The organism is Streptomyces sp. NPDC101118 (assembly GCF_044759445.1).
In the GTDB taxonomy this organism is placed as follows: Bacteria; Actinomycetota; Actinomycetes; order Streptomycetales; family Streptomycetaceae; genus Streptomyces.
In genome coordinates this window covers 165,896-191,260 of record NZ_JBIVZG010000003.1, presented here as the reverse complement: position 1 = coordinate 191,260, position 25,365 = coordinate 165,896, and the positions used below count along the sequence as shown (strand labels likewise).

Annotated in this window: 8 protein-coding genes; 6 read left to right on the top strand and 2 right to left on the bottom strand. The window is 69.5% G+C overall.

The genetic code is table 11. The features are described from left to right. Positions 1-3 precede the first annotated feature (3 nt). Positions 4-7,014: an RHS repeat-associated core domain-containing protein gene (locus ACIQUQ_RS06765; RefSeq protein WP_403972107.1), complete on the bottom strand. Its 7,011-nt coding sequence runs from the start codon at positions 7,012-7,014 to the stop codon at positions 4-6. A gap of 691 nt (positions 7,015-7,705) precedes the next feature. On the opposite strand from ACIQUQ_RS06765, the gene ACIQUQ_RS06760 reads away from it, so the two are divergent. The 6 genes from ACIQUQ_RS06760 to ACIQUQ_RS06735 all read left to right on the top strand — a co-directional run bounded on the left by ACIQUQ_RS06760 (position 7,706) and on the right by ACIQUQ_RS06735 (position 18,042). After that, entirely contained in the window at positions 7,706-12,385 is a 4,680-nt protein-coding gene (locus ACIQUQ_RS06760) for an FG-GAP-like repeat-containing protein (protein ID WP_403972105.1), read from the top strand. Between the two features lie 138 nt (positions 12,386-12,523). Next, complete coding sequence (locus ACIQUQ_RS06755) at positions 12,524-13,126, top strand: rhomboid-like protein (RefSeq protein ID WP_403972103.1); 603 nt, start codon at positions 12,524-12,526, stop codon at positions 13,124-13,126. A 61-nt stretch (positions 13,127-13,187) separates the two neighbouring features. Next, a complete protein-coding gene (locus ACIQUQ_RS06750; protein ID WP_403972101.1) occupies positions 13,188-13,982 on the top strand; it encodes a tyrosine-protein phosphatase in 795 nt (264 codons plus the stop codon). Positions 13,983-14,060: 78 nt separating this feature from the next. Then, positions 14,061-16,019 carry a hypothetical protein gene (locus ACIQUQ_RS06745; RefSeq protein WP_403972099.1) on the top strand — a complete coding sequence of 653 codons (1,959 nt, stop codon included), beginning with the start codon at positions 14,061-14,063 and terminating at the stop codon, positions 16,017-16,019. A 90-nt stretch (positions 16,020-16,109) separates the two neighbouring features. Further along, positions 16,110-16,994: a metal-dependent hydrolase gene (locus tag ACIQUQ_RS06740; protein ID WP_403972097.1), complete on the top strand. Its 885-nt coding sequence runs from the start codon at positions 16,110-16,112 to the stop codon at positions 16,992-16,994. Between the two features lies 1 nt (position 16,995). Next, positions 16,996-18,042, top strand: coding sequence for a PDR/VanB family oxidoreductase (locus ACIQUQ_RS06735; RefSeq protein ID WP_403972095.1), 1,047 nt, complete (start codon positions 16,996-16,998; stop codon positions 18,040-18,042). Positions 18,043-18,572: 530 nt separating this feature from the next. Here the strand turns inward: ACIQUQ_RS06735 and ACIQUQ_RS06730 are convergent. Then, complete coding sequence (locus tag ACIQUQ_RS06730) at positions 18,573-25,037, bottom strand: RHS repeat-associated core domain-containing protein (RefSeq protein ID WP_403972093.1); 6,465 nt, start codon at positions 25,035-25,037, stop codon at positions 18,573-18,575. Positions 25,038-25,365: the final 328 nt, after the last annotated feature.

The window sequence follows — 25,365 nt, the reverse complement described above, 5'->3', positions numbered from 1 at the left end:
GACTCACCCTCTGTTCATCCTTCCTCGTAGCACGGCCATCCCTCGACGCCCTTCCGGGAGGTTGACCCCACCAGCTCGCAGGATGTCAACACAATAGGTCACACAACTATTGTCCATTCCATCGTACGCGCCGAGGTCCGCATCAATGGTCCTCCCCTGAGCCGCGTAGGCAGATTCTGCGTCCGGCAAGTCGAAGGTGAGACTCCTCGTGTTAGGGCCGAGGTCTTCCGGGAACGCGTGCGCACCCGTGGTCGGAAGCCCGTTGTACTGGCCCTGCCTGGCAGGGATTCCATTAATTACCTGCTCAGTGATCTGCGATCGACCGTCGGCCATGTCGATACGAATTATTGCGTGTCCAGTGGACCCCATATCTGGGTCATAGGAAACGGTGGCAGTACCACCACAGTTGTGAACGAGGATCGGGGTGGCGCCTGCGAGCACAAAGTACGTGTGGATGTCCGTGACGGTGAGGTTGTGGACCGTGGAACGCTGGGTCCAGCGGGTTACCGCCGTGATCTGGATGCGGGTGCCTGCGCCCGTTTCGAGCCAGTCTCCAGGGGTCAGGTCCGTGGCCTTGAGCCACTTGCGAAGTTCCGGGACCCAGAAGGGGTGGCCGTCGGTCGCCGTGACCGTCGATGTCTTGGTGCCCTTGTCGCCGTCCAGGTCGAGCGTGATGCGGACCAGGTTCTTGGCGCCCTTGCCGATGATCGTGGCCGCGACCTTCTTCGATCCGGCCTTTCCGGTCTCCGGTTCCTTCGCCGCCACCTCGTCGCCGGGCTTCAGGTCTTCGATGGCCTTGGTGGAGCCGTCGGCCATGAGGACCTTGGTGCCCGGAACGAAGCTGTTGCCCGGGCGACAGGTGGCTCCGGCGCTGCTGTCCGCGTTGCCACCGCCCCCGCCGCCTCCGCTGTCGGCCTTCTGGGCGGCCGTTGTGGCCGTTTCGTCCGCCTTTGCGGCCGCGGCTTTCGCCGCGTCGGCCTGCTTGCGGTACTCGGCCAGTTCCTCCGTGTACCTGGCCATCGCCGCAGCGTCGTCATCGGCTCGCTTCAGGACCTTGGTGGCCCAGGCAACCGCACTCTTCCATTTGTCGTAGAGCTTGTAGGCCTTCCACAGGCCCTTGGCGACCTTGACCGCCTTGCCTCCCCACGACAGGGCGGCGTCGATCGCGATCATGGCGCAGGCCGACTTGCTGCCTCCCACGCAGTCCGCGATGTCGTTCCAACCGCTGACGTCCTTCAGGACCTCCTTGCTGATCTGGATGATGACGTCCATCTTGGACTGCTGCTTCAGCTTCTTGGCCGCCGCGACGTCCGCCGCGCTGACCGACGGCGTCGGCTGGGCCGGGGCCGGCGGGGGTGCGGTGGAACCGCTGCCTCCGCTGGTGGTGCCGGAGCCGCCTCCGCCTCCGCCACCCGTGGCCGGGCCGACACCCTTGCACATGCTGCCGGGGCCGCTTTCCTCGCACATCCGGCGCCCCGTCGGGTCGCTGAACGTGACCGGGCTGTGGCGGGCGTACGAGTACGGGTTCATCGTCTCGGAGTCCGCGATGTCCATCTCGGGGTCGACCGAGATAAAGCGGCCCAGAGCCGGGTCGTACTCGCGTGCCCCGATGTGGACCAGGCCCGTGGACTCATCCTTGGTGCCGCCGATGAACTCGCGCTCGCCCGGCCACATCGTCGGCTGGGCGCCGCGCTCTTCGCCGAACGGCGTGAACTTGCGGCGCGTGACCGCCTGCGTGGCGGAGTCGACCGAGGTCGTCGCCGTGCCGTTGTGGTCGCCGAGGAGGAAGGACGTCGTGGTCTTGCCGCCCTCCACCGTGCGGACCATCGCCGGGCCGGCCGGGTGGGAGTAGTAGCGCGTGCCCTTGACGATGTTCCCGGCCTTGTCCATACGGACCTCGGTGCCGGGCAGGTACAGCGTCGTGCCCGTCGGGTCACGCCTGATCAGACGGTTGCCGCTCGCGTCGTAGACGAACTCGGTGGTCTTCGTCCCCTCGGTGACCTTGTCCAGGTGGCCCTCGGTGTCCCAGACCAGCGACTGCGTGCTGCCCTGGATGGTGCGCTTCTCCGTGTTGCCCGCGGGGTCGTACTGGTAGCTCTCCGTGCGCGACCCGGACGGGCCGGTCGTGTCCACCGTCGCCAGGCGGCTCTTGGTGGGCAGGCCGACGGCGTACGTGTACGTGCGCGTGACGTTCTTGGACTCGTCACCGGACGGGTCGTGCTTGACCTCGCGGGTCCGGTTGCCCGAGGAATCCAGCGTGTACTCGGACCAGTAGGCGTCCGGGCCGCCGACCATCGACCGTGCGGCGGACGTGGGCCGTACGGCGCAGTTGTCCGTGGCCGTCCACGCGTCCGTCATGCGCCGCAGGTAGTCGTACGCGAAGCACTGGGTGTCCGTGGTGGCCGCGGTCGGGTTCGGGCCCTCGGTGTCCGTGATGCTCGTGATGTTGCCAGCGGCGTCGTAGGACGTGGACGTCTCCCCGATGCGGCGGTAGTCGGTGGTACCGACCTCCTGGTCGTGGGTGGCCGTCTTGTGCCGGCGCGTCTGCTCGTCGAACGTGTAGCTGCTGATGAGCTGCTTGCCGAGCGGGCCCACCCTGGTGCGCACGACATCGCCCATGGGGGTGAAGTCGAGGTCGGTGACGAAGTGGGTCAGGCCCACGTTCATCGTGGTGAGTCCATCGAGCCCGTGGTGGCCGAAGGTGACGCGCTCGGAGGCCAGGCCGCCGGCCGCCGGGAAGGTCATCGTGCCGGGCAGGCCGACCGTCTCGGTGTACGAGTTCTTGTAGACGTACTCGCCGGCCAGCTTTCCCTCGGCCGCCGGGATGGTGATCTTGGATTCGAGCGGACGGTACTCCTGGTCGAAGGCCGTGATCTCCTGGCGGTACGCGGCTCCGTTGTCGAAGCGGGTCGACGCCACCGGGATGCCGAGACCGCCGGGCAGTGTGTCGTACGTCTGCTCCGTGAGCTTGGTCCCCTGGAGCGAGCCCGAGTAGGTGCCCGTGACCCGTCCCAGCACGTCGTACCCGAGGGCGATCGTCTTGCCTCGGCCGTCCGTGACGGTCGCGGGACGGTCCATCACGTCGAAGGTGGTCTTCGACGTGCCCTTGTCCGGGTCCGTCGACTCGTACATGCGGCCACGGATGTCGTATTTGTACGACCAGGTGTTGCCGGCGTTGTCGGTGACCGACTCCAGCTGCCCCTTCGCGGTGTACTTGTAGTCGGTCTTGTCGTACGCACCGGACAGCGTCCGGCCCTGGTACTGGCGCAGCTGGGTCTTGCGGCCCTTCGCGTCGATCAGTGACGATGTGACCGTCTCGCCCTCGGGCGGGATCACGCCCACCCAGTCGCCGCCGTAGTAGCGCTTGGTCTCCCAGGTGGTCTCGCCCTTGGTCCGCGCCTTCGTCGTCACCGGACGGCCGAGGCCGTCGTACTCCGTGACCGTCGAGGACGGCACGTCCTTGTCCATCGGGGCGAAGAGCTTGGGTTCCGGAGCGACGGCGTTGTGGTAGGCGCCGTTCTCCTTCCAGATCTGGCCGGAGGCGTCGTAGAACGTGTCGGTGATGATCCGGCCGTTGTCGATCGCCTCCTCCTGGTTCTGGCGGAGGCGCATCATCGCGTCGTAGATGTCGTACGTGACGCGGTACTTGCCGTTCTCCAGCAGACGCTTCGTGGTGATGACGACCGGCGCGTCCGGAGTGACCGTGTAGCTGTACTCACCGTCGGGGATCTGCGTCGCGGGATCCCTGTCGGGAGACCAGGCCTTGGTCAGGCGGCCGAGGGAGTCGTACTGCATCACCTGACGGCGGCCGTTCGCGTCGACCTGCGCGAGGGCCAGACCCCGTCCGGGGTCGAGCTCCATGGAACTCTTGTGCCCGAGGGGGTTGGTCGTGGTGATCTTCGTCGCGACCTCGCCCGTGGCAGGCGCGTACTCGGTCTTGGTGACGTTGCCCGAGACGTCGGTCACCGACGTCGGACGGCCGTACGCGTCGAACGTCGTGGTGCCGGTCAGCTGGTACTGCGGCGCGCCGTCGGCGTAGCCGGAGAGCGACTGGGCCTTCGTGACGTTGCCGACCGCGTCGAAGTCGACGACCACGTCGGAGGCCACGTCCGCGGGCCGGACGATGCCGGTCGCGTCACACGCCTTCGTCAGCGTCTCCACCCGCTTCTGCAGGTAGAGGTACTTGGCCGCGTCGACGTGGTACGTGTACTGCGTACACGACTCGTCGCCGGTCTTGGCCGTGTCGCCACGGTCGGAGGTCTTGGTCAGCAGGCCGGTCGCCGCGTCGTACTCGTGGTCGACCTGCGTGCGGCGCTGCCCGCGGTTGCCGGAGAGGACCGTGCGCGAGGCCACGCTCTTCGGGCCCTGCCTCCAGGCTTCCAGCGGCGAGGCGCCGTCACGAGACCGGGTGGCTGTCGGGCCGTCGATCCAGGGCGTCGACAGGGTCGCCGATGCCAGCGGCCCCGCCTCGCCGTTGTAGTAGAGGGTCTCGCGCACCATGCCCGCGAACTGCTCGCGGTCCGGCACCTTCCCTCCCTCGGAGTCGACCACCTCGGCCGCCAGGCCTTCGGTGCCGCTCTGTCGCTTGTCCCCGTCCAGGCCGCGGTAGTAGCGGTTCTCGACGAGGGTGCGCTTGCCGACGACGTCACCCACGAGGGTGCGGACCTTCGCGTAGCCGCGGTACTGGGACCAGGTCCGCACGGCGTCGCTGACGTTCTCGGTCTCGTCGTCGTAGGCCCAGGCCGGGCCGGCCTCGTCGTACTCGAACGTGGTGACCTTGGCCTGACTCGACGTGGCGTTCTTGTCCGCCTCGCGGATGGAGTCCACTCGGTGCTTGTGGAACCAGTCCTTCGAGTAGACCTTCTTCATGCCGGTCGGGTCGCTGGGGTCGGCCGTCTCCTCGATGACCGGATAGCAGCGCAGGTGGTTGTCGTCGAGGTCCGTCGGCAGTTTGACCGGCGTCTTGCTGGAGCACTCGGTGGGTGCGTACTGCACGGTGGTCTGCGCGCCCGACTCCGCCTCGATGACACTGATCCGGTGCCGCAGGAAGGGCGGATCACCGTCGGTGTCGTTGTCCACGCGGTTGGGCAGCTGGATGTTCCTGAAGGTGACCGGAGGCAGGGACAGCGGCGCCCCGTTCTTGCCGGTGTGGCGGATCTCGGCGAGCCAGAGGGGGTACTCCCCCGCCACCGAGCCGTCACCCGTCGCGCGGAAGTCCTGCCCGAGCGTCCACGTGTCCACCGGCTTGTAGGCGCCGCCGACCAGGACGTGCGTGTTGACCGCGGTGAGGCGCTTGCGGGTGAAGAAGGTCGGGGAGAAGCGCTTGGTGCACTCGATGCCTGATTCGCAGAGCTGGTCGGCCGGTACATCGGGCCACCGCTTCGTGACGGTGTCGGATGATGTCGACTTCAGCTTCGCCGGGTCGCAGTCCGTGCTGGTGGCCGTCGGCTCCAGGCAGCGTTCCGCGACGGTGAAGGTGATGCGGGACGCGCCGGGGGCGAAGTAGTTGCTCGTGCGCTGACCGTAGTCGATGCGCTTGAGCCAGCCGCCGCGGTCGTACTGGCGGGCGGTGGACTTGCCGAGTTCGGTGACGTTGGAGCCGTAGAAGTTGGTTTCCTTCTCGTACCAGTACGTCATCACGTTGCCGCGCGGGTCGACGACGGCGTCGAGGTTCCAGCGCCAGGTCTGGTCGCACACCGAGTCCGCGTACGCCGCCTCGTGGCAGGCCTCGCCAGGGTGGTTGCCGTAGACCGGCACCCGCCAGACCGAGTTGGTCTCGTCCTTGCCCTCGGCCCAGCCCCCGAGTCGGTTGATGCCGAAGTAGTACTTCACGCCTTGGCGGTTGGTGATCCGCCAGTAGTCCTTCTTCTCGCCGTTGGGCTTGGCGGAGTCGACGGGGACGCTGATGAACTCGACCTTGCTGCCGTCGTCCGAGGCCTGGCGCCACTTGTTGCCGGCCTTGTCCCCGCCCTCGAGGACGAGCTGGGTGGACGAGCCGTTGAGGGACAGCGTCACGGTCGGCGGGCCTTCACAGAGGTCGCCGGTCGGGTTCTTGGGGTTGTTGTACCCGGTCTTCTTGCGGTCCTCCGCACAGGGCACGAAGGTGCGCTCGACGAAGTTGGAGGCCGCACCGAGCTCCCAGCCGTCACCCACCCAGGACGACTGCTGCGAGGTGGCGACGGTCCGTCCGTCGACGCTCGCGGACGAGTACGTCAGACCCAGCGAAGGCGCCGGACCGCCGAGGGATCCCGGCACGTCCATCGGGTACGACCAGCTGAACTCGCCGGCGGAGCCGCCACCGGTCCAGCTGCCGGTCGGGCTCAGCGACGTGGCGCGGAAGTTTCCGTTCGGCCCCTCGGCCCCGGCTTCGGCCGCGAGCACCACCGGCGCCGAGGCGGCGGAGGCGGTCTTGGCAGCCGCCGGGACGTCGACGGTCGCCGTGAGCGTTCCGCCGACGCTGTTGTTGCGTGTCTCCACAGGCGTGCGGAGGCGGCATTCGGGCTTGCCCGGAGTCGTCAGCGCGCAGGCCGGCAGTGCGGAGAACCGCAGTCGCGGCCCCCAGTTGGCGCCGTAGGTGTCACGGAAGGCTCTGTAGTCGAGTTCGACGCTCAGCGGCGCGACGCCGGCGGAGCGGTCGGTGCGCCCGATGCCGAGGAGCAGGCCGTTGACCCCGGCCTTCGAGGCGGCCTTGCGTTCCTTGAGGTCGACCTTCGCGGTCACTGCGGAGTCGGCGCCGGTGACCGCTGCGGCCTTCGACGTACGTGCGCCGCCCGCCTTGCGATTGAGCGCGACGGGAAGGGTTCCGGCCCGCACCTTCCGGCCGTCGGACGCCACCGCGGAGGCGGACCGGGAGTCCTTGGCCGCGGCCCGTGCGAGCGTCCCCGCAGGGAGTTCAACCGTTGCCGAGCCGGCCTTCGGCCAAGCGGCGGCCGACTGCCCCTTCCAGGTCACGGGCTGCGGCTTGCGGGCCGAACCGGCCGGTACCTCGTGCCGCTCCCCACGAACCTCGGCCACCTTCTGCAACCCGGGCAGCGAGCCCTTTGCCGCTGCGGCCGAAGCTGCGGGAAGAGCCGGTAGACCGGACAACAGAAGCGCCGTCGCGAGGGGGAGAATCCACCCCCTGGGCGATTTTCCGCCTCCGTACATCAATTTTCGGCCAGCACTGACTTGCACGCCTAAACCCCACCCCTGAAACCCTTCTGGACACAACTAGCCGGGAAAGCTAGCACCTGACGACCGCTCAGGGAACACCTTTCCGCGTGTAATGCAGCACAGCGTCAAGCAGCCATAAAGTGCGCACAGACGATCAAACCGGAAGTACCACCTGGACACCCCACTGACGGCTTGACCTGCTACAAAGGGCGCCGAGCATGCGCGCTCCCAGGGGGTCAGCGGAGGCCAGGACACCTTCCGAGCAACCCACTGAGCGTTCGCTCAGCAAACGAGGAGGGGAATGAATGAGTCAGATCAAGAAATACGAAAAAAGGGGGGAAGGGCAATGAGAATTCCAAGACTCACAATCTCTGGAAACATTGCCGTTCTGGTCGCATCGACCATGTCGGCGGGCCTGTTGAGCGCACTTCCGGCGGCGGCTTCCGGGACTCACGAAAAGGCCGGTTCCGCGACCGCCTCAAAGGATCTTTCATCGGACCAGGAAAGTGAGAGCGCAAAGGCGGGAGCCGCCGCCAAGAAGTCGGGCAAGCCCGTGGAGATCCTCTCGCGCCGCACGGAGAGCGACGCGGTCTTCGCCAACCCCGACGGCACGCTCACGCTCGAGCAGTCGATCGTCCCGGTCCGCGTCCGCAGGAACGGCAGGCTCGTGCCCGTCGACCCAGCGCTTGAACGGCGCGGGGACGGCCGGGTGGCGCCTCGTGCCAGCACGTCCAGCATGTCGTTCTCGGGAGGCGGCGACACCGTCTTTGCGACGCTGCGGCGCGGTGGGCGTGAGCTGTCGCTGTCGTGGCACGACAAGCTCCCCCGCCCCAACATCACCGGATCGACCGCGACTTATCCGAACGTGATGCCCGGCGTCGATCTGACGGTGACGGCCGCAGGCAGCTCGTTCAGCCACGCGCTCGTGGTCAAGAACGCGCAGGCAGCCCGCAGTTCCGCCCTCTCGGCCGTCACCTTTGGTGTCCGGACCAAGGGGTTGCAGCTCAAGTCCCGTCCGGACGGCGGCATCGAGGCGGTCAATCCGAACGGAACGGCGACGTTCACGGCGCCCAGGCCGGTGATGTGGGACTCGTCCGAGTCGGCCGCGCCGGGGACCGCCGCGTCGGCCGGGAAGCGGACCACCCTTCCCCTCGCCCAAGCGCTCAAGGGCGCCGCAGACGGCGCCCGCCAGTCCGCGCTGGGGGTACGGCTGACGGCCGGCGCCCTCACCCTCGCCCCCGATCAGAAGATGCTCACGGACCCGGGCACGGTCTTCCCGGTCGTGATCGATCCCGTCTGGGACGACTCGTTCGAGAACGCCTGGGCTCTCGCGTACAAGCACACCGCCATTCCGGGCTCCGAGAGCACCGTGTACGCCAACGGCGGCACCCTGTCCGACTACGCGCGAGTCGGCCGGGCCAACGACACCCAACGCGGTGGAGAAGTCCAGGCGAATTCGTACTTCCGCATCCCGACAGCGAAATTCCGTGGCAAGCAGATCGTCGAGGCGAAGCTGCGGATCAAGCAGGAGTACAGCGGCTCCTGGTCGTGCAAGTCGGGCGAGGTTCTGGTCAGGGACATCGGCGCGACCCTTCCCGGCGGCATCACGTGGAACAACCAGCCTGCGTGGCGGGACACAGTGGACAGCTCACACGTGTCCTTCGGTGGCCGTGACTGCCCGGCCGGCTCCTCGGGTCTCGTCGAGTTCGACGTGGCTTCGATGATGGGCAAGGCGGCGCGCCTGAAGTGGACCTCGTGGTCCTTCGCCCTCACGGCCAAGAGCAACACGATCGATGTCTCCTGGCGCAAGTTCGACCCGAACTCGGCCCGCGTTTCCGTCCGGTTCAACACCGCGCCCGACCGGCCCACGGCCATGTCCACAGACCCGACGGTTCCGTGCAGCGGCGGTTTCATAGGCAAGACCGATCAGGTCGTCCTTCGGGCCAAGGTCCGGGACGCGGAGGACACAACGCTCACCGTCCGCTTCGACTACGCCCAGGTGGGCACCGCCACCAAGCGGAAGACGGTCAACAACGTCGGCAGCGGGTCGATCGTCACGCTGCCACTCGTGGCTCGTGACCTGCCCGACGGTACGTACTGGTGGGACGTCAGTGTCTCCGACGGCTCCGCGACGAGCCCCTGGGGCGGCCAGTGCCGCTTCACCATCGACTCCACCCGGCCCGGCGGTCGACCGACGATCGCCTCCGACGACTTCCCGGCGAACCAGACCACCGGAATCAAGCCGGCCGGCTCTGCCGGCAGCTTCACCTTCTCCATGCCGACGGGTGCCGGCTCCGGCGTCACCCGTTACGAATGGTGGAGCGACCAGGACAGCACGATCCAGAGCGCTCCCGCCACATCGACTGGCGGCGTGAGCCAGCCCGCCAAGTTCACTCCGTGGGCAGCGGGCCCGCAGTACGTCTACGCGCGGGGCGTCGACGCTGCCGGGAACACGTCCGAAACCTCGTCCCACCTCTTCTACGCCGGCCGCAGAGGAGCACCGGACAAGCCGGGCGACGTGAACGGCGACGACCTCACCGACCTCTGGACCGTCAACCCCGAGGGGGAGCTCTGGCTCAGCCCCGGACAGGGAAACGGCACGTTCGCACGGGGACAACGCGCCTCGGAAGAGTCCTTCCAGGGCGCGTCCATCACCCACCGCGGCAGCTGGTCCGCCGACGACTCGGAAGACCTCGTCGTGCTGCGGCCCTCAAGTGAGGACCCGGCCGAGGAAAAGGAGCTCTGGGTCTACCACAACAAGGGCAACGGCACCCTCGGCTCCGGCAAGGACGACGTAAGCGAGCTGACCGTCTCGTCGGCCGGCGACCGGCACTGGCTCAAAGCCGAGCAGGTACTGGCGGTCTCCAGCGTCGACGACGACAACCACAGCGGATCCGTGGACGCCGGCGACTCCAGTGACCTCCTCGTCAAGGACGACGGCGGCAAGCTGTGGCTCTACCGAGGCATGAAGGGCGAAGCCGCTCTCGACACCGTCCCCGTTCTGCCGGTGGGGAACGGTGACTGGACCGGCCTGACGCTGATCGCCCCCGGCGACCTGAACGGCGACGGGCTGCCCGAGATATGGGCACGCGACGGGTCCACCGGGAAGATCCACCAATACACGAGCCGACAGGACCCTTCTCCCGCGTCGGACGACCCCCTGCTCGACCTCTCCGTCTTCTCCGACCCTGCGCCCCGCAGCACGTGGATCGGTACGGGTTTCAAGCAGGAGGACTACCCGCAGCTCTCCAGCGAAGGTGACTTCGAGGCCAAGTACGACCCGGCGGGGAAGCCTCTGCCCGGCGGCTACCCGGACCTCTGGTCGAGCGACACGCTGGGTTCCACCGTCGCATTTCCCGGTCAGGCACCGGCGAACGGCACGTCCTTCGGCCAGCCGCGCCAGATCGTCCCACCCGGCACACCGTGGTCCACCTGCGAGAAGTTCAGCTCTGCAGCGACCGGCGAACACTCGTTGTGCGGACCCGTTCTGTCCAAGTTCAAGTCGCTGGGCGGCGTGACCGCCTTCGGGTACCCGGCGACCGACGTCCTGACCGCCTCCGACAACATCGGCCGTTACGCCCACTTCCGCACCCCGAAGACCGGCGTGAACAATCGTTCCATCTACTGGAGCCCGCACACCGGCGCCTGGTCCGTGCACGGGGAGATCTGGAACCGGTGGTCCGCCCTCTCCAAGGACAGCGGCATCCTCGGGTACCCCACGTCCGACGAGCGTCACACCGCTGATGGTGACGACCAGGGAAGGTTCACCACCTTCAGCAAGGGTGGGAAGCTCAGCGCGATCTACTGGTCCCCCGAGACCGACGCCCACGAGATCCACGGCGGCATCTACACCCGCTTCAAGGCGATCGGCGGGACCAAGATGATCGGCTACCCGACCAGCAGCGAGAAGGCCACCTCCTCGGCCGGCGGCCGGTACCAGCTGTTCCGGAAGCGCTGGCAGTCGGCGGACAGCGGATCCGTCTACTGGACCTCCGGCACCGGCGCCTGGCCCGTCTACGGAGCGATCTACAGCCGGTGGGCGACACTCGGGGACGGCTTCGAGAAGAGCAGCCTCGGCTACCCCCTCTCCGAGGAGTACGCGGTGGCCGGCGGCATGCGGACGGACTTCCAGAACGGCTACATCCGCTGGAACGACACGACCGGCGTCGCCGAGGAGCACAAGTCCACCGACCTCACCAACCACCTCCGCAAGGACATGGCGGGCGACGTCAACGGGGACGGACACCCGGACGTGATCACCGCGTACGACTACGGTTCCGAGACCTCGGCGCTGTACGTCTCGCTGGGCAACGGCAAGGGCGGGTACGGCGCGGCGGCCGAGATCCCGACCCCGGTCAAGGGCAGCTTCGGCGCCAACCGCACCAAGTGGGCGACCGGGGACTTCAACGGCGACGGCAAGACGGACGTGGCTGCCTTCTACGGCTACAGCAACGGCACCGAGACGGCCTGGACCTTCCTGGGGCACTCCAACGGCCGCTTCTACGCGCCGTTCAAGAGTGCGGAGCTGACCTCCGGATGGGACTGGAACAACACCACCGTCCTGGCCGGCGACACGAACGGCGACCACCGGGACGACCTGATCGCGGTGTACGACCACAAGGACGGCACGATGGGGCTCCACACCTTCACCGCCGACGCGAGCGGCGGCTTCGGCGCACCGAAGGCCGGCTGGAAGGGGTCCGGTTTCACGCCGTCCCTCTGCCGCTGGACCGTCGGCGACGCGAACGGCGACGGCAGGAGCGACCTCACCTGCGTCTACGTCTACGGCGCCGGCAGCGTGAACGTCTGGACGTTCACCGCCAAGGCGGACGGCCTCCTCAACGCCCCATTCAAGTCCTGGGGTGCGGCCTCCGGGTGGGACGTGCAGCGCCTCGACGTCACCGCGGGTGACTTCGACGGGGACAAGCGCACCGACCTCGCCGCAGTCCGGTACAACGGCGGGGGCAACACCACGATCCACACACTCAAGGCCAACGCCGACGGCGGCTACGGCGCCCCCGTCAGCGCCTGGGACTCCGGCCCCGACGCCTGGTTCTCGGGCCCCGGGAACTACCTCACAGGCGACGTGGACCAGGACGGCCTGGCCGACATCACCGTGACGTACAACTACACGTTCAGCGGGGCGAGCAAGATCAATACCTTCCGGACGGACCCCGAGGGCGGCTTCAAGGACCCGCTCGGCTCATGGTTCGCAGAACCGGGCACCTGGTAGGACCGGCCACCACGTGGTGATCAGTGATCGCCACACCGCGGCGCCGCCGAGTTCCCCCCAGCGGGGGACGCGGCGGCGCCGTGTTCGTACGGCCGCCCCGGCCCTCGCCGTTCCGAGATGGTAGGCGATCATGGCCGGATGACTCCCTTACTCCTCGCCCCCGTGTACACCGGGGTCGTGCAGGCCGGTGCCCTCGCGCTCGCGCGGGTGGACGGCGGGGTGCGGCGGCGGGTGCTGCTGGCCTGCTCCACCAACGTCGACAACCTCGCCGCCGGGCGCTGGGACACCCTGGTCAGCAGTGCGTTCGTGGTCGAGGAGCCGATGCCGCTCCCCTACGCGCTGCTGCTGCTCGCCGTGCTCGGGTACGCCGAGTACGCCTACGGGGCCTGGTGGGCCGCCGGGGTGTTCGCGCTGGGGCACGCGGGTGCCACGGCTCTCGTGTACGGGGCGCTGCGCGCGCGGCGGGCCGGGCCCGAGGTGCGGGGTGCGGTCGACGTGGGGACCAGCTACGGGTTCTACGCGGTGCTGGGCGCGCTGACGTCCGTACTGCCGCGGGGGCCCGTGCGGACCGGTGCGCGGGCGGGGCTGCTGGCCCTGGGGGTGCGGCCGCTGCTGCGGCGGGAGCGCACCTTCACGGACGCCGGGCACCTGGTGGCGCTGGCACTCGGGCTCGGGCTGGCGGTCGCCGGAGACCGCCGACCTCCCGTACGTTCATTGATGAAAGCCCGCATAACGGGATGAAAGCCTCGCCGATCGTGGCGGGTGCCGTGCCCTGCCCTACGAGTGACCTGGAGCCCCTCCGATGACCGCCATACCGTCCACCACCGTCGCCAACGTCCGCGACCTCGGCGGCACGCCGCTGCCCGGCGGGCGCAGCGTGCGCCCGGGCCTCGTCCTGCGTTCGGGACAGCTCGACCGGCTGGACCTGTCGGCCGACGCGGCGTTCGCCGGCCTGGGCGTGCGCACGGTGCTGGACTTCCGTACGGACGCCGAGCGCGCCGACCACCCCGACCGGGTGCCGGAGGGCGTCCGGGTGCTCGTGGGCGACGTGCTGGCCGACAAGGTGACCTCCGGCGAGATGCCGGCCGCGGCGCAGCTCAAGCACCTGCTGGCGGACCCGGCCGTGGCGGAGCGGGAGCTGGGCGGCGGGCGCGCGGAGCGGCTGTTCGAGCAGACGTACCGTTCCTTCGTCAGCTCCGGCTCGGGCCAGGCCGCGTACCGCACGCTGCTGACCGAGCTGGCGGACCCCGAGGCCGGCCCGCTGCTCTTCCACTGCACGGCGGGCAAGGACCGTACGGGCTGGGCGGCGACCGTCGTCCTGGCGCTGCTCGGCGCGGACGACGAGACCCTGATGGCCGAGTACCTCTCCGTGAACCCGGCGGTGCGGCAGGCCTTCGCCCCGATGATCGAGGGCTTCACCGCGTCCGGGGGCAACCCCGAGATCGCGCTGGCGCTGATCGGCGTGGTGCCGTCGTACCTGGGGGCGGCGCTGGACGAGGTCGCGACGCGGTACGGGTCGATGGAGAAGTACGTACGGGAGGGCCTGGGCGTCTCCGACGAGGCGGTGGAGGCCATCCGGGCGCGGCTGTCCGGCTGAGGCCCAGACCGTCCGGGCAGGCGGGGCAGGCCCGTGCCGGGGCGGTGACCATCCGACGATTCGCTCGTTCTGCTGAACGTGCCCAATCCGGATACCGCCACCCGCCCCGCGCCCCCCTCAGCCGCCGTCGAGGTCGACCTCGACCGGGCCGAGGCCGCCATCGTCGAGCACTACCCGCGGCTGGTGCGCATCGCCTACCTGGTGCTGCCGCCCGGCCTCGGCCGCAACCGCCGGGTGCTCACGGCGCACGCCCTCGCGCAGCGCGCCCTCCCCCGGGCCCGTACCGGGGCGCTGCCCGCGCAGCGCAGGGGGGCGGCCGGCGGTGATCCGGGGTACGCCTACGTCCGGCTGCGCGTGCTGCGGGCCGCGCTGGAGGCCGGGCTGCCGCTGCGCCGGCGGGCCTGGCCCAAGCGGGCGCAGCTGCCGCCGGCCCTGCCCCAGGTGTGGGGGCTGCGGCTGTTCCCGCGCGCCGGGGGCGCGGAGGAGCTGGCGCTGGACCAGTGGCTGGGCACGCTGACCGGTGCCGGGCGCGCGGCCTACGTGCTGCGGGCCATGGAGGGCCTGCCGGAGGCCGAGGTGGCCCGGGTGCTGGCCGCGGCCGGGGTGGCCGATCCGGCGGAGGCGCTCGCGCAGGCCGGTGACGCGGAGTCCGACCCGCTGCTGGACTCCCCCGAGTTCGACCCCTGCCTGCTCCAGGCCCGGCCCACCGACCTGCTGCGGCGCCGCCGGCACGCCCGTACCGCGCTCGCCGCGGCGGCCGCCGCCCTGGTGGCCGGGACGCTGCTCGCCCTGCCGGGCGGCGGCTGGGGCGCCGACGGCGCGGCGGCCCCGCCGTACGCCCGGAACGCCGCCGCCGAGCAGGCCCTGGACCCGGCGCTGGTGACGTTCGCCGGGGCGGAGGCCTGGCGCACGTCCTCCCGCAGCGACTTCTCCGTCTGGCCCGCGCGGGGCGGGCGGACCGCCGACCGCGAGCTGCTGCGGCGCGCGCTCGCCGTGTGGGCCCGGCCCGGCGCCGCCGTACGGGTGTCCGCGACGCCGGGTACGCCGGCCGGCCCGGCGATGGGCCCCCCGCAGCTGCTGTACGCGGGCGAGGTGGACCAGGCCGTGGTGGTGCTGCTGTACGACGGGCTGCGCATCGTGCGGTACGCCGAGCCGCGCGCCGGGACCGCGGGCGCCGCCCTGGACTTCGCGCGGGCCGACGGGGCCTCCGCGGAGACGGCGAACGCCCTGGTGCTGAGCCGGGTGGACGGCAACGTCCGGTACCTGACGGCCCCCTGGGTGCGTTCGGCCGCGGTGCGCGACCTGCTGAAGCCCGCCGCCGAGCCGGCGCCGCTGCGGCTGACGGACGGGGTGACGGCGCCTTCCGCCGGTCCTGCGCTGGACCGTTCCTGCGTCTCGTGGAACGCACTGGCCTTCACCTCGGCCACGGCCGCCGGTGCGGGCTCCGGGGACGGATCGGGGTCGGGCTCCGGCTCCGTCACCCGCCTGGTCACAGACCTGGGCGAGCTGATCCCGGCCCGGCTGACCTCGGGCCCGCCGGAGGCGCCGACGGATGTGGCCGGCGCGACGGAACTGGGTCAGTGGGCCCGTACGGCCTGTCTGCTCCCGGCCGTACGGGCGCACGGCGTCCGGTCGGTCAACTCCTGGGCGTACGCGAAGCAGCAGCTGCCCGAGGGCAACGGCACCGCCGCCTGGCTGTGCACCCGGGCGGACACCTGGCGGGGCACGGCGGACCGGGTGCTGGCGCAGTTCCAGGCGCCGGGCGGCGGCGTCGGGGCGCTGGTGGCGCGCGGCGAGGGGGCGGCCGAGTGCGGCCCGAGGCTGCCGCGAGTGCTGGCGGGTGTGCTGTGGAAGTCGCGGGCCGGGAACTGGTACGTGCTGGCCGCCGGCAGCCGGCAGTTCGCCTCGGTGACCGTCGGCGGGGCGGTGAACCGTACCGTCGTGGGCAGCCGGCTCGCCGCGCCGGCCGAGGAGGGCGCGCAGGTGGAGCTCAGCGGACGGCTGGCGGACGGGACGAAGGCCGGGGTGCTGCGGTAGGGCGTGCGGGGCTGCCCGGGAGGCGGCCTTCCGCAACAACTGGCTTGCAGGGGGTATTGCAGAAGCTCTACCCATCAGTACATTGACGCCATGTCTAATACGCAGCCTGCCCCGGTGGCGTCCGAGCACATGGAGCTCAAGGCGCGCCAGGTGTCCTTCGACTGGGAGGACACCCCGCTCCACTGGCTCCCCGGCGACCCGTTCTCGACGCACACGATGAACGTGCTGCACCTGCTGCTCCCGGCGGGCGAGCGCTGGTTCGTGCACGTCTACAAGCAGGTGCTGCCGCACATCAGGGACGACCGGCTGCGCGAGGACGTGATCGGCTTCATCGGGCAGGAGGCGATGCACTCCCAGGCCCACGACGACGTACTCCCCCACCTGCGGCGGCTGGGCCTCGACCCGACGCCGTACACCGCCCAGGTGGACTGGCTCTTCGAGAAGCTCCTCGGGGACCGCACGCTGCCGCCGGGCAGGGCGCGGCACTGGTGGCTGATGGAACGGGTCGCGATGATCGCGGCCATCGAGCACTACACCGCCTTCCTCGGCAACTGGGTGCTCAACGCGGACGAACTGGACCGGCGGGGCGCGGACCCGGTGATGCTGGACCTGCTGCGCTGGCACGGCGCGGAGGAGGTGGAGCACCGGTCGGTGGCCTTCGAGCTGTTCATGCACGTGGACGGCGGGTACCGGCGGCGGGTGCGGACCTGGGCCACGGCCTTCGGCGCGCTGGTGTTCCTGTGGCAGCGCGGGGCCCGGTTCTTCATGGAGAACGACCCGACGCTGACGGACGCCAAGGCCTCCTTCGGCCAGTTCTACCGGGCGGGCCGGGCGGGCACGCTCCCCTCCACCCCCGCGATGCTGAAGTCCATACCCCGCTACCTGTCGAAGGCGTACCACCCCTCGCAGGAGGGCTCGACGGCCCAGGCGGCCGCGTACCTGGCCTCGTCGCCCGGCGCGAACGGCGGTGCGTGAGGTGTCCCGTGCCCTGAAGCTGGCCCTCGCGGCCGGCACCGCGCTGGTGGTGAGGCGGGCCCTGCGCACGCGCATCGAGCGGTCCCCGCTGTGGCCGCTGCCGGCCCTGGCGGACCCGGTCTCGGGCTACTCGCCGCGCCGCCCGCTGTACGGGCTGATCACGCGGCGGGACGTGGTCGCCGACGGCGTGGTCCGGATCCGCGTCGAATCCCCGGACCTCCCCTCCTGGGAGCCGGGCGCACACGTCGACGTACACCTCCCCTCGGGCCTGGTCCGGCAGTACAGCCTCTGCGGGGACCCTGCCGAGCAGGGCGCGTACGAGTTCGCCACCCGGCTGGTCGAGGACGGCCGCGGCGGCTCGCGCGAGGTCCACGAGCAGCTCGTGGAGGGCGCCGAACTGGAGCTCCGCGTCCCGCGCAACCGCTTCCCACTGGTCCCGGCCGGCCGGTACGTCTTCATCGCCGGCGGCATCGGCCTGACCCCGGTCCTCCCGATGCTCCGGGCGGCCACCGCGGCGGGCACGGACTGGCACCTGCACTACGGGGGCCGCAGCCGCGCCACGATGCCGTTCCTGGCGGACCTGGCCGGGTACGGGGACCGCGTGACGGTGACCCCGGAGGACGAAGCGGGCCTCCTGGACCTGGACTTCGTCCGCACCCTGCCGCCGGGCACGGCGGTCTACTGCTGCGGCCCGGAACCCCTGATGGACGCGGTGACGGCCCTCGTCCCCCCGGCCGCCACGCTCCACCTGGAACGCTTCGCCCCGACCACGGCCACCGCGGACGCACGCCCCTTCACGGTGGAACTCCACCGCTCGGGCCGCACGATCGAGGTCCCCGCGGACTCGACGGCCCTGGCCGCGATCCGCAGGGAACTCCCGAACACCCCGTACTCCTGCGAGCAGGGCTTCTGCGGCACCTGCCAACACCGCGTCCTCGCGGGCGAGGTCGACCACCGCGACGAACTCCTCACCGACGGGGAACGCGAGGACTCGATGCTCCTCTGCGTCTCCCGCGCCAAGGACGACCACCTGGTCCTGGACCTCTAGGTGCGGGAGCTACTTCGGACGGACGCGCGAGAACCTGTCTTCAAACGTGCAGACCTCGTCGAGGTCGACCGAGACGCAGAGGGCGGCGCCACCCTTGAGGACGCTGAGACTGATGCTGCAGTCTCCCTGCCGAATCTCCTCGAAGACGACTCCGATCCTGTCCCCCGAGGGCGCCTGGGGGGAGACCGCGACCAGCCCTCCGGACTTCCCCTCGTCCACGTAGAAGCCCCACGTACCGGAAGCGGGACCAGTAGGGCACCCCGGAGCGAGGAAATCGTCCAGTTCGAGGCCATTGGATCTAAATTCTCGGCCCGCCGTGAATTCGAACCGGGCTCCCGATTTCGCAACCCAGGCACCGACGATCGCGTCGACACCGACGCTGCTGCGGGTTTCATCACTTCCACCGCATGACGAGAGCAGCAGAGCTGCCACGGCCACCGTCAGCACACGACTCGTTCGCATTCCTTCTCCCAACACGCCATGGATAAGTGGGGCGGCCGGACAGCCGCCCCACTTTCCCGCTTACCAGACTATTCGACCCAGCAACCGCAGCTGTTCAGCGGAAGCCTTTCCTCCCAGGCAAAATTCTGTGACACGGCGGCACCGAAAGTCTTCTCGAAATAGGGATTCCACGATCTGGGAATCGTGTGGGTGGCTGAATTCCAGTCACTCAGGTTCCGCACTGTGAATGCGATCCGAACATCACCCTTTGCCCGGTCGACGCTCTTGATCCGAGCGGTCGCCGCATACGTTCCCAGGAAGGCATCGGCCATGTTTGAGTGACCCAGTCCTCCGTTGGTCAGCACGCTCGAAAAATCGTTGTAGATTCCGCGCGCGGTGTTCATCTTGTACCACGGAGCACCTGGTTCGGGCCCCCGGTCCTTGTAGCCGAAGTTGTAGGTCGCCTTCGCATAGGGCGCCCCCATACCGCTTCGCAGAGCTTGCCCCAGGAGCATCGCGCGCGCTTCGCCGATCGTCTCGTCACCGGCCAGCACCTTGGTGAAGGCATCGCCGCCCCTGAACTTCTGCTTCGGCCCGAGCGGGTAGCCCCCGCCCCAGAGCCACCCGAAGAACAGCGCGCGTGAGGTCTGCCACTGGTTGCGCTCCTCGTGCTCGTCGATGATGCCGAAGGATTCGGTGATGGGAGCGAACGGGACGGGCTGGAAGGCGGGCTTCCATTCCATGGTCAGCGGGTAGTAGACGTCACCCTGGTCCCAGGACGTGTCACGGCCGGTGCCACCGGTTCCGCCCGTGCCTCCGGAACCACCCGTGCCTCCGCCACCGGAACCGGTGCCGCGCGTGCTCGGGTCGTATCCGACGGACTTCTGGATCTCCGGGGAGCAGTTCGCCAGATCGTAGAGGCACGAGTTCGGCGGCGACCCGAGCTCCCTTCCCGTCGGGTCGGAGAACGTCAGCGGGTTCTGCATTCCGTAGCTGTAGCCGTTCAGCGTCTGCGGCTTGTCCGTTTCGAGTACCGGGTCGACGCTGATGAACTGGCCGATGTACGGGTCGTACTCGCGCGCCCCGATATGGGTGAGCGCGGTGCTGGCGTCGGCAGGCTTGCCCAGGAAGCGCTTGTCGTCGGGCCAGGTGCCGACCGCGGTGCCCCGGGAGGCGCCGAACGGGGTCGTGTAGCGCTTGCTGACGTCCTGGGTGTCGGCGCTGTCGACGGCGATCGTGGACGTGCCGTGGTGGTCGGAGGCGAGGAAGGAGGTCTTGGACGTGCCCGACTCGTTGCTGCGGACGGCGACCGTGAGCCCGGCCAGGGCGTAGCTCCGGGTGGCCCACTTCTTCGTGCCCTCGGTGTGCACTTCCGTGCCACCGGTGTAGAGCACCGTCTCACCGCCGGGGTTGCGGCGGATCAGCAGCTCACCGTCGGCGTCGTAGACGTAGTCCGTCGACATCGAGCCTTCGGTGAGCATGTCCAGCTTGCCCTCCGGCGACCAGACGAGGTCGTGGACGGTCGTGCTCGTGGTCCCCTGCACCCGCTTGGTGGTGTTGCCGGCCGCGTCGTACACGTACTGGTCCGCCACGCCGGTGCAGCTCGCCGCCGTGGTGGTGGACACCAGGGTGTGCGGGCGCGTGCCCGAGTAGCAGTAGTTCCGCTCGACCGTGCTGGTCGCGTTGTGCGTGGTCTCCTTCGTGCGCTGGCCGGAGGCGGAGTAGGCGTAGGTCTTCCAGTACGGGGCCGCGCCGTCGAAGGTGGACGCGTCGCGCCCGCCGAGGGCGCAACTCGCCGTCTTGGGCGTCCACGCCTCGGTCAGACGGCGCTGGCCGTCGTACTCGAAGCACTGGAAGTCGGCCTTGCTGATTCCGCTCAGGGGTGCCGCGTCCATGATCGACGTGACGTTGCCGACCTGGTCGTAGCCATAGGTGACGTCCTGCAGCATCCCGGCATGCGTCTGGTCGCTGACCGTGGAGTTCAGGAGCCGGCGGGTGCCCTCCTCACGCGTGAAGCCGAGGAAGGTCTTCCTGACACCGACGGCGGCCGAGCGGGCCAGGGTCAGCTGCTCGACCTCGCCGAGGGGCGAGTACGAGACATCCTGGACGTAGTCGGTGGTGCCGGACAGGGACTGCGCCAGCCCGTGGGTGTCGTACGTGTAGGTGAGCGCCTCGGAGGGCAGCCCACCCGCGGCCGGAGTGACGGTGGAGCTGAGGCTGCCGTCGAGCCGGTAGTCGGTCTGGTACTCCGTCGTCGCCGCGATGGCTCCGCTCGTCACCAAGGCGTCGTCGCTGGGGATGGTCAGTCGGCTCTTGGTCGCCCGGCTGAGGGTGTCGTATGCGGTGACCTCCTTGGTGTACGCCTTGCCGGTCACGCCGCCCTCGTAACGAGTCGAGGCGGAGGGGTACCCCTTGAGGACCGTGTCGTACGTCCAGGCGGCGAGCTTGTTCGCGTCCGTCTTGGAGGTCTTCCAGAGACCGCTCTTGCGGCCGAGCTCGTCATAGCCGTAGGCGATGGTCGTGCCCCGGCCGTCCTTCGTCGTCGCCAGCTGGTCCAGAGCGGTGAAGGTGGACGTCGCCGTGCCCTTGTCCGGGTCCACCGCCGTCACCTGTCGGCCGAAGAGGTCGTACGTGTAGGTCCACTTGGCCCCGTCCGGCCCCGTGATGGACGCGGACTTGCCGTCCCGCGTGTATGTGTTGACGACGCTGGTGAACGGTGTACCCGGAGCAGTGCCGCCGAAGGCGGGGTCGGTCGGGGTCGTGCCGCTGTACGTCCGGGTCTCCGCCGTGCGGCCGAGCGCGTCGGTGATGACGCGCGAGGCGGTGCCTCCCTGGACGGCCGTGGCGGCCACCGAGTCGCCGGTGTAGCTGGTGGTCGTCGACCGCTTCTGCACGCCGAAGACGAGGAACGTCGTGGTCGTGGGCCGGCCTGCGCCGTCGAAGACCGTCTGGGTCTGGGACGGGGCGCCGCCGTACTCGGCTCGGGCGTAGACGCCGTCGGGCGCCTTGTCCTTGTCCCAGATGTCGGCGTACATCTCGTAGGCCTTGCCGCGCGAGTCGTAGCGGGTGTCGGTCAGGATGCGGCCGCCGTTGGGCGAGGGGGTCTGGGTCTGCAGCGGGCGCAGGGCCGCGTCGAAGACCGAGTAGACGGTCCGGTAGGTCGTACCGTCCGCCTTCAGCGTGGAGACCGAGGACCACGGCTGCGAGCCGCGCACCAGCGAGTAGGCGTAGGTGACGTTCGCGGTGTCGCCCGCGGCGACGCTGCGGTTGGGCAGCCAGGTCGCCGTGATGCGTCCCACCGAGTCGTAGGTGTTGGTGGTCTCCTTCAGGTTGGCGTCGAACGACCGCGTCACTGCACCACGCAGGTCCACGTACGAGTAGCTCTTGTGCTGCTGGCCGTTCGAGGCCAGCTTCGGCGCGGTGACCACGGTCGACGCCAGCGGTCCCGTGTTGGCGGGGGTGTAGCTGGTGCTCGTGACGTTGCCGGCCGCGTCGGTCACGGAGAGCGGGCGGCCCAGCTTCACCGTGGCCGTGTCGTAGGTCGTGGTGGAAAGCGTCTGCCAGCCGGTGGTCTCGGCGGGGTCGCGGTCGGCGGTGCCGTTCGCCGCCGGGTAGGCCTTCGCCCGTCCCGTCCAGGTGGCCAGGCCCAGGGTGGGGACCTGGTTGGGGATCCAGCCGGTGACCGTGGCGTCGTCGTAGACGGTGGCTGTGTCCGACAGGACGTCCCCGCGGCTCGTGGAGGAGGTGGGCAGGGTCAGCTGGTCATCGGTGATCACCTCACCGGCGCTGTCCGTGCAGGATTCCGCGACTGTGCGGGTCCGCGAGACCAGGCTGGTCAGGCCCTTCGCGGCATTGCGCGCGTACCAGGTGCGCGTGCAGGTCTCGTCGCCGGTCTTGGCCGAGTCACCCCCGTTGGTCACGCGATAGGCCATGCCGTAGTCGTCGTAGGCGGTTTCGGTGTGGACCTTGCGCCACGAGTCGGACGCGGTGAGGTAGGTGTACTTGTAGGTCTTCGACGCCCGGAGGAAGTACGCCTTGGTGTCGGCGTACGACTTCTGCTGGCTGGCGGTCATCTTGGACCAGATGAGGTTGACCGTCGAGGAGATGGGGGTGGCGCCGTCGTAGGTGAGCTCCTGGCGGAGAAACCCGGCGTACTGGTTGTTGTCGTTGATGTCAGGGACGGAGACCCCCGGCAGGTCCACGCCGGTGACGACCGCTGTCCGGGTGGCCGTCGTGCCCTTGCGCTTGTCGCCGTGCATGCCCTGCATGAAGACCTTGACGGTCTTCGAGCGGGTGGTGCCCACGGCGCCCGTGTACGTGGTGACCTTGCCGTAGCCGCGCCATGCGGACCAGGTGCGCTCGTCCTCCGGCGTGAACGGGTCGTCGTTGTAGTGCCAGCCCGGGTTCTCGTACGCGTAGGCGTTCTCGACGAGCTCGTTCTGCCCGGCCGGGTCGGCCGTGCCGACTGCGATCACCCGGTATTTGTGGAACCAGTCGAGCTCCGGGTCGCCGCCGTTGACGGGCCAGTAAACCGGGTAGCACGACATGTTGTTGTCGTCCTCGGCGACCGGCATGGCACTGCCGCGGACGCACTCCTGACCGGAGTAGGTCACCGTGGTGATCGCACCGGCCTCGGAGGTGATGGTGTCGATGCGAGGACGGTTCAGCGGAAGGACGTCGTCACCGTCGACGTCAACCCGGTTGGGTCGCATGTGGTACGTGAAGTCGACCGCGGGCAGCGGGATGTCCGTGCCGTAGCGGCCGGTGCGCTTGAGTGACTTCAGGGTCAGCGTCTGGTCGGTGGTGTCACCGATGTCGCCGGCGTCGAGGTACTCCTGCGTGAGGTCGAAGGAGTCCATGTAGGCGTAGGCGTCCGGCTCCAGCGTGGTGGACCACGCGTACGTCTTCACGGACTTCAGCAGCTTGCGCGTGAAGAAGGACGGGCCGGTGGCGCGGCATTCGGCCTCGGTCTCGGAGCAGATCGAGTCGAAGGGTACGTCGGGCCAGTTCTGCTTGGTGGTCTCGGTCAGCGAGGCGCAGCTACTGGCGAAGCAACGCTCCCCGTAGCTGAAGGTGACCTTGTGCGAGGCCGTGCCGGTGAACAGGGCCTCGGAGCGCTGGCCGTACCGGATCTCGGTCGGGTAGCCGCCCCGGACGTACGCCTTCAGTGCGGTCTTGTCGCCGTTCTGGGCGTAGTAGTTGGACTCGGCGGTGTACCAGTAGGTGGAGGCGTTGCCGTGCACGTCTTCGACGAGGTCCAGGTTCCAGCGCCAAGCCTGCACCTTGGCACGGGCCGAGAAGGTCGCGCCCTGGTCGTAGCCGGGCTCACCGTTGTCATCGCCGAAGACCGGGACGGTCCAGGTGGAGTTGGTGCGCTGGGTGTCCGCGCCGGGCAGCTTGTCCAGGCCGAAAGTGTAGGTCGTGCCGTTGCCGGTGACGACCTTCCAGTACTCGCCCCCAGCGGTGCCGTTGACGGCTCCCGTCAGGCGGGTGACCTGCGAGGCGTCATCGTCCTTGAGGCGCCACTCGCCGCTGGCGTCGTCCTTGACGAGTTCGGTGGCCTTGCCGTTCAGCACCAGGGACGCGTTGTCGTACTTCCAGCACAGGTCGAGCTTGTCGGTCTGGCCGTCGTCGTCGCAGGAGCCGTACTTGCGCTCGATGTAGGAGGAGCTGAGGTCGAAGCCCTCGCCCACCAGGGAGCCCTGGTTGTTCGTGTTCGCGGTCCGGCCGTCGATCGTCCCCGAGTTGTAGGAGAGGGAGAGCGACGGGGCCGGCCCCGCCGCGGCCGGCGGTACGGGCAGCGGGTAGGACCAGGTGAACGCGCCTGAGGAACCGCCGGCCTCCCAGGTGGAGGAGGAGGTGAGCGGCGTGGCCTTGAAGTCGCCCGCGCCCTTGCCTGAGGTGGCGGTGGTCGCCATCACGGCGAAGACCGCGGATTCCCGGGATGCGGCCGAGAGGCCCGACACGGTCCCGGTCAGTGTGGCGGTCTTGAGGTTGTTGTCCGACGGCAGCGCGGTGGCCTGGCGGCATTCGGCCTTCTCCGGCGTCGTCAGCGCGCAGGAAGGCAGCCGGGCCAGACCGAGCCGGGTGGACCAGGCACCACCGACGGCGGAAGCGAAGGAACCGTAGTCGACCGTCACGGTGGCCGGGCCGGGCTTCTGGGCGGCGACGGAAAAGAGCACGCCGGTGACGCCGGCCTTCTTGGCAGCCTTCTGGTCGAGCACCTTGACGGTGGCCGTACCGGCCGCAGAGTGCAGGGACGGTACGCCCTTGCCCTGGCGGGCCGGGCGTACGTCGACGATGGACCGGCCTGCGGGGCGGGAGGAGGAGATGTCCTGGGTCAGCGTCCGCGCCTCCGGCCAAGTGGAGCGGGCCTCGGCGCGGGCACGGTCCGCCTGGACCTTGTTCTCAGCCTTGCCCTTCGCCACCCGGTCGCGTGCGGCCTTGGCACCCGGAGTGGTGATCGCGTGGACCTTACTTGCCCTGTGCTCCGGGAGCTTGGGTGCACCGGGCAGCTCGGCCGCGACTGCCAGCGGTGTGAGTGAGGCCGGCACCGAAAGGGCCAGGGCCAGGGCACCGATCAGCGGTATGCGCGATCGGCGGCCGGGGGCGTGGAAGCGCTGGCCAGCTCTCCCTTCACCTCTAGACCTGCGTTCAAATATGGACAAAAGGGACTCCATTGAGATGTGGCGAGCCCGCGAGCGGTCATCGCCCTTCGATTGTTTGGGTGTGTCGGAGACTGAGCCGGGGGGGGCGCGCCGCGGCCCCCCCGGGGGCGGCGCGGGCCCCCCCACCAACACCGCCACGCCCACCGAGAACGACAAAAAAACCCCCCCCCACACCCCCCACAACAAGAAACCCCACCCCCCCCCCCCCACCAAA

Excerpts from the sequence above, each read along its gene's own strand:
- ACIQUQ_RS06750 (WP_403972101.1), top strand. The coding sequence starts at position 13,188 with ATGACCGCCATACCGTCCACCACCGTCGCCAACGTCCGCGACCTCGGC.
- ACIQUQ_RS06755 (WP_403972103.1), top strand. The coding sequence starts at position 12,524 with ATGACTCCCTTACTCCTCGCCCCCGTGTACACCGGGGTCGTGCAGGCC.
- ACIQUQ_RS06740 (WP_403972097.1), top strand. The coding sequence starts at position 16,110 with ATGTCTAATACGCAGCCTGCCCCGGTGGCGTCCGAGCACATGGAGCTC.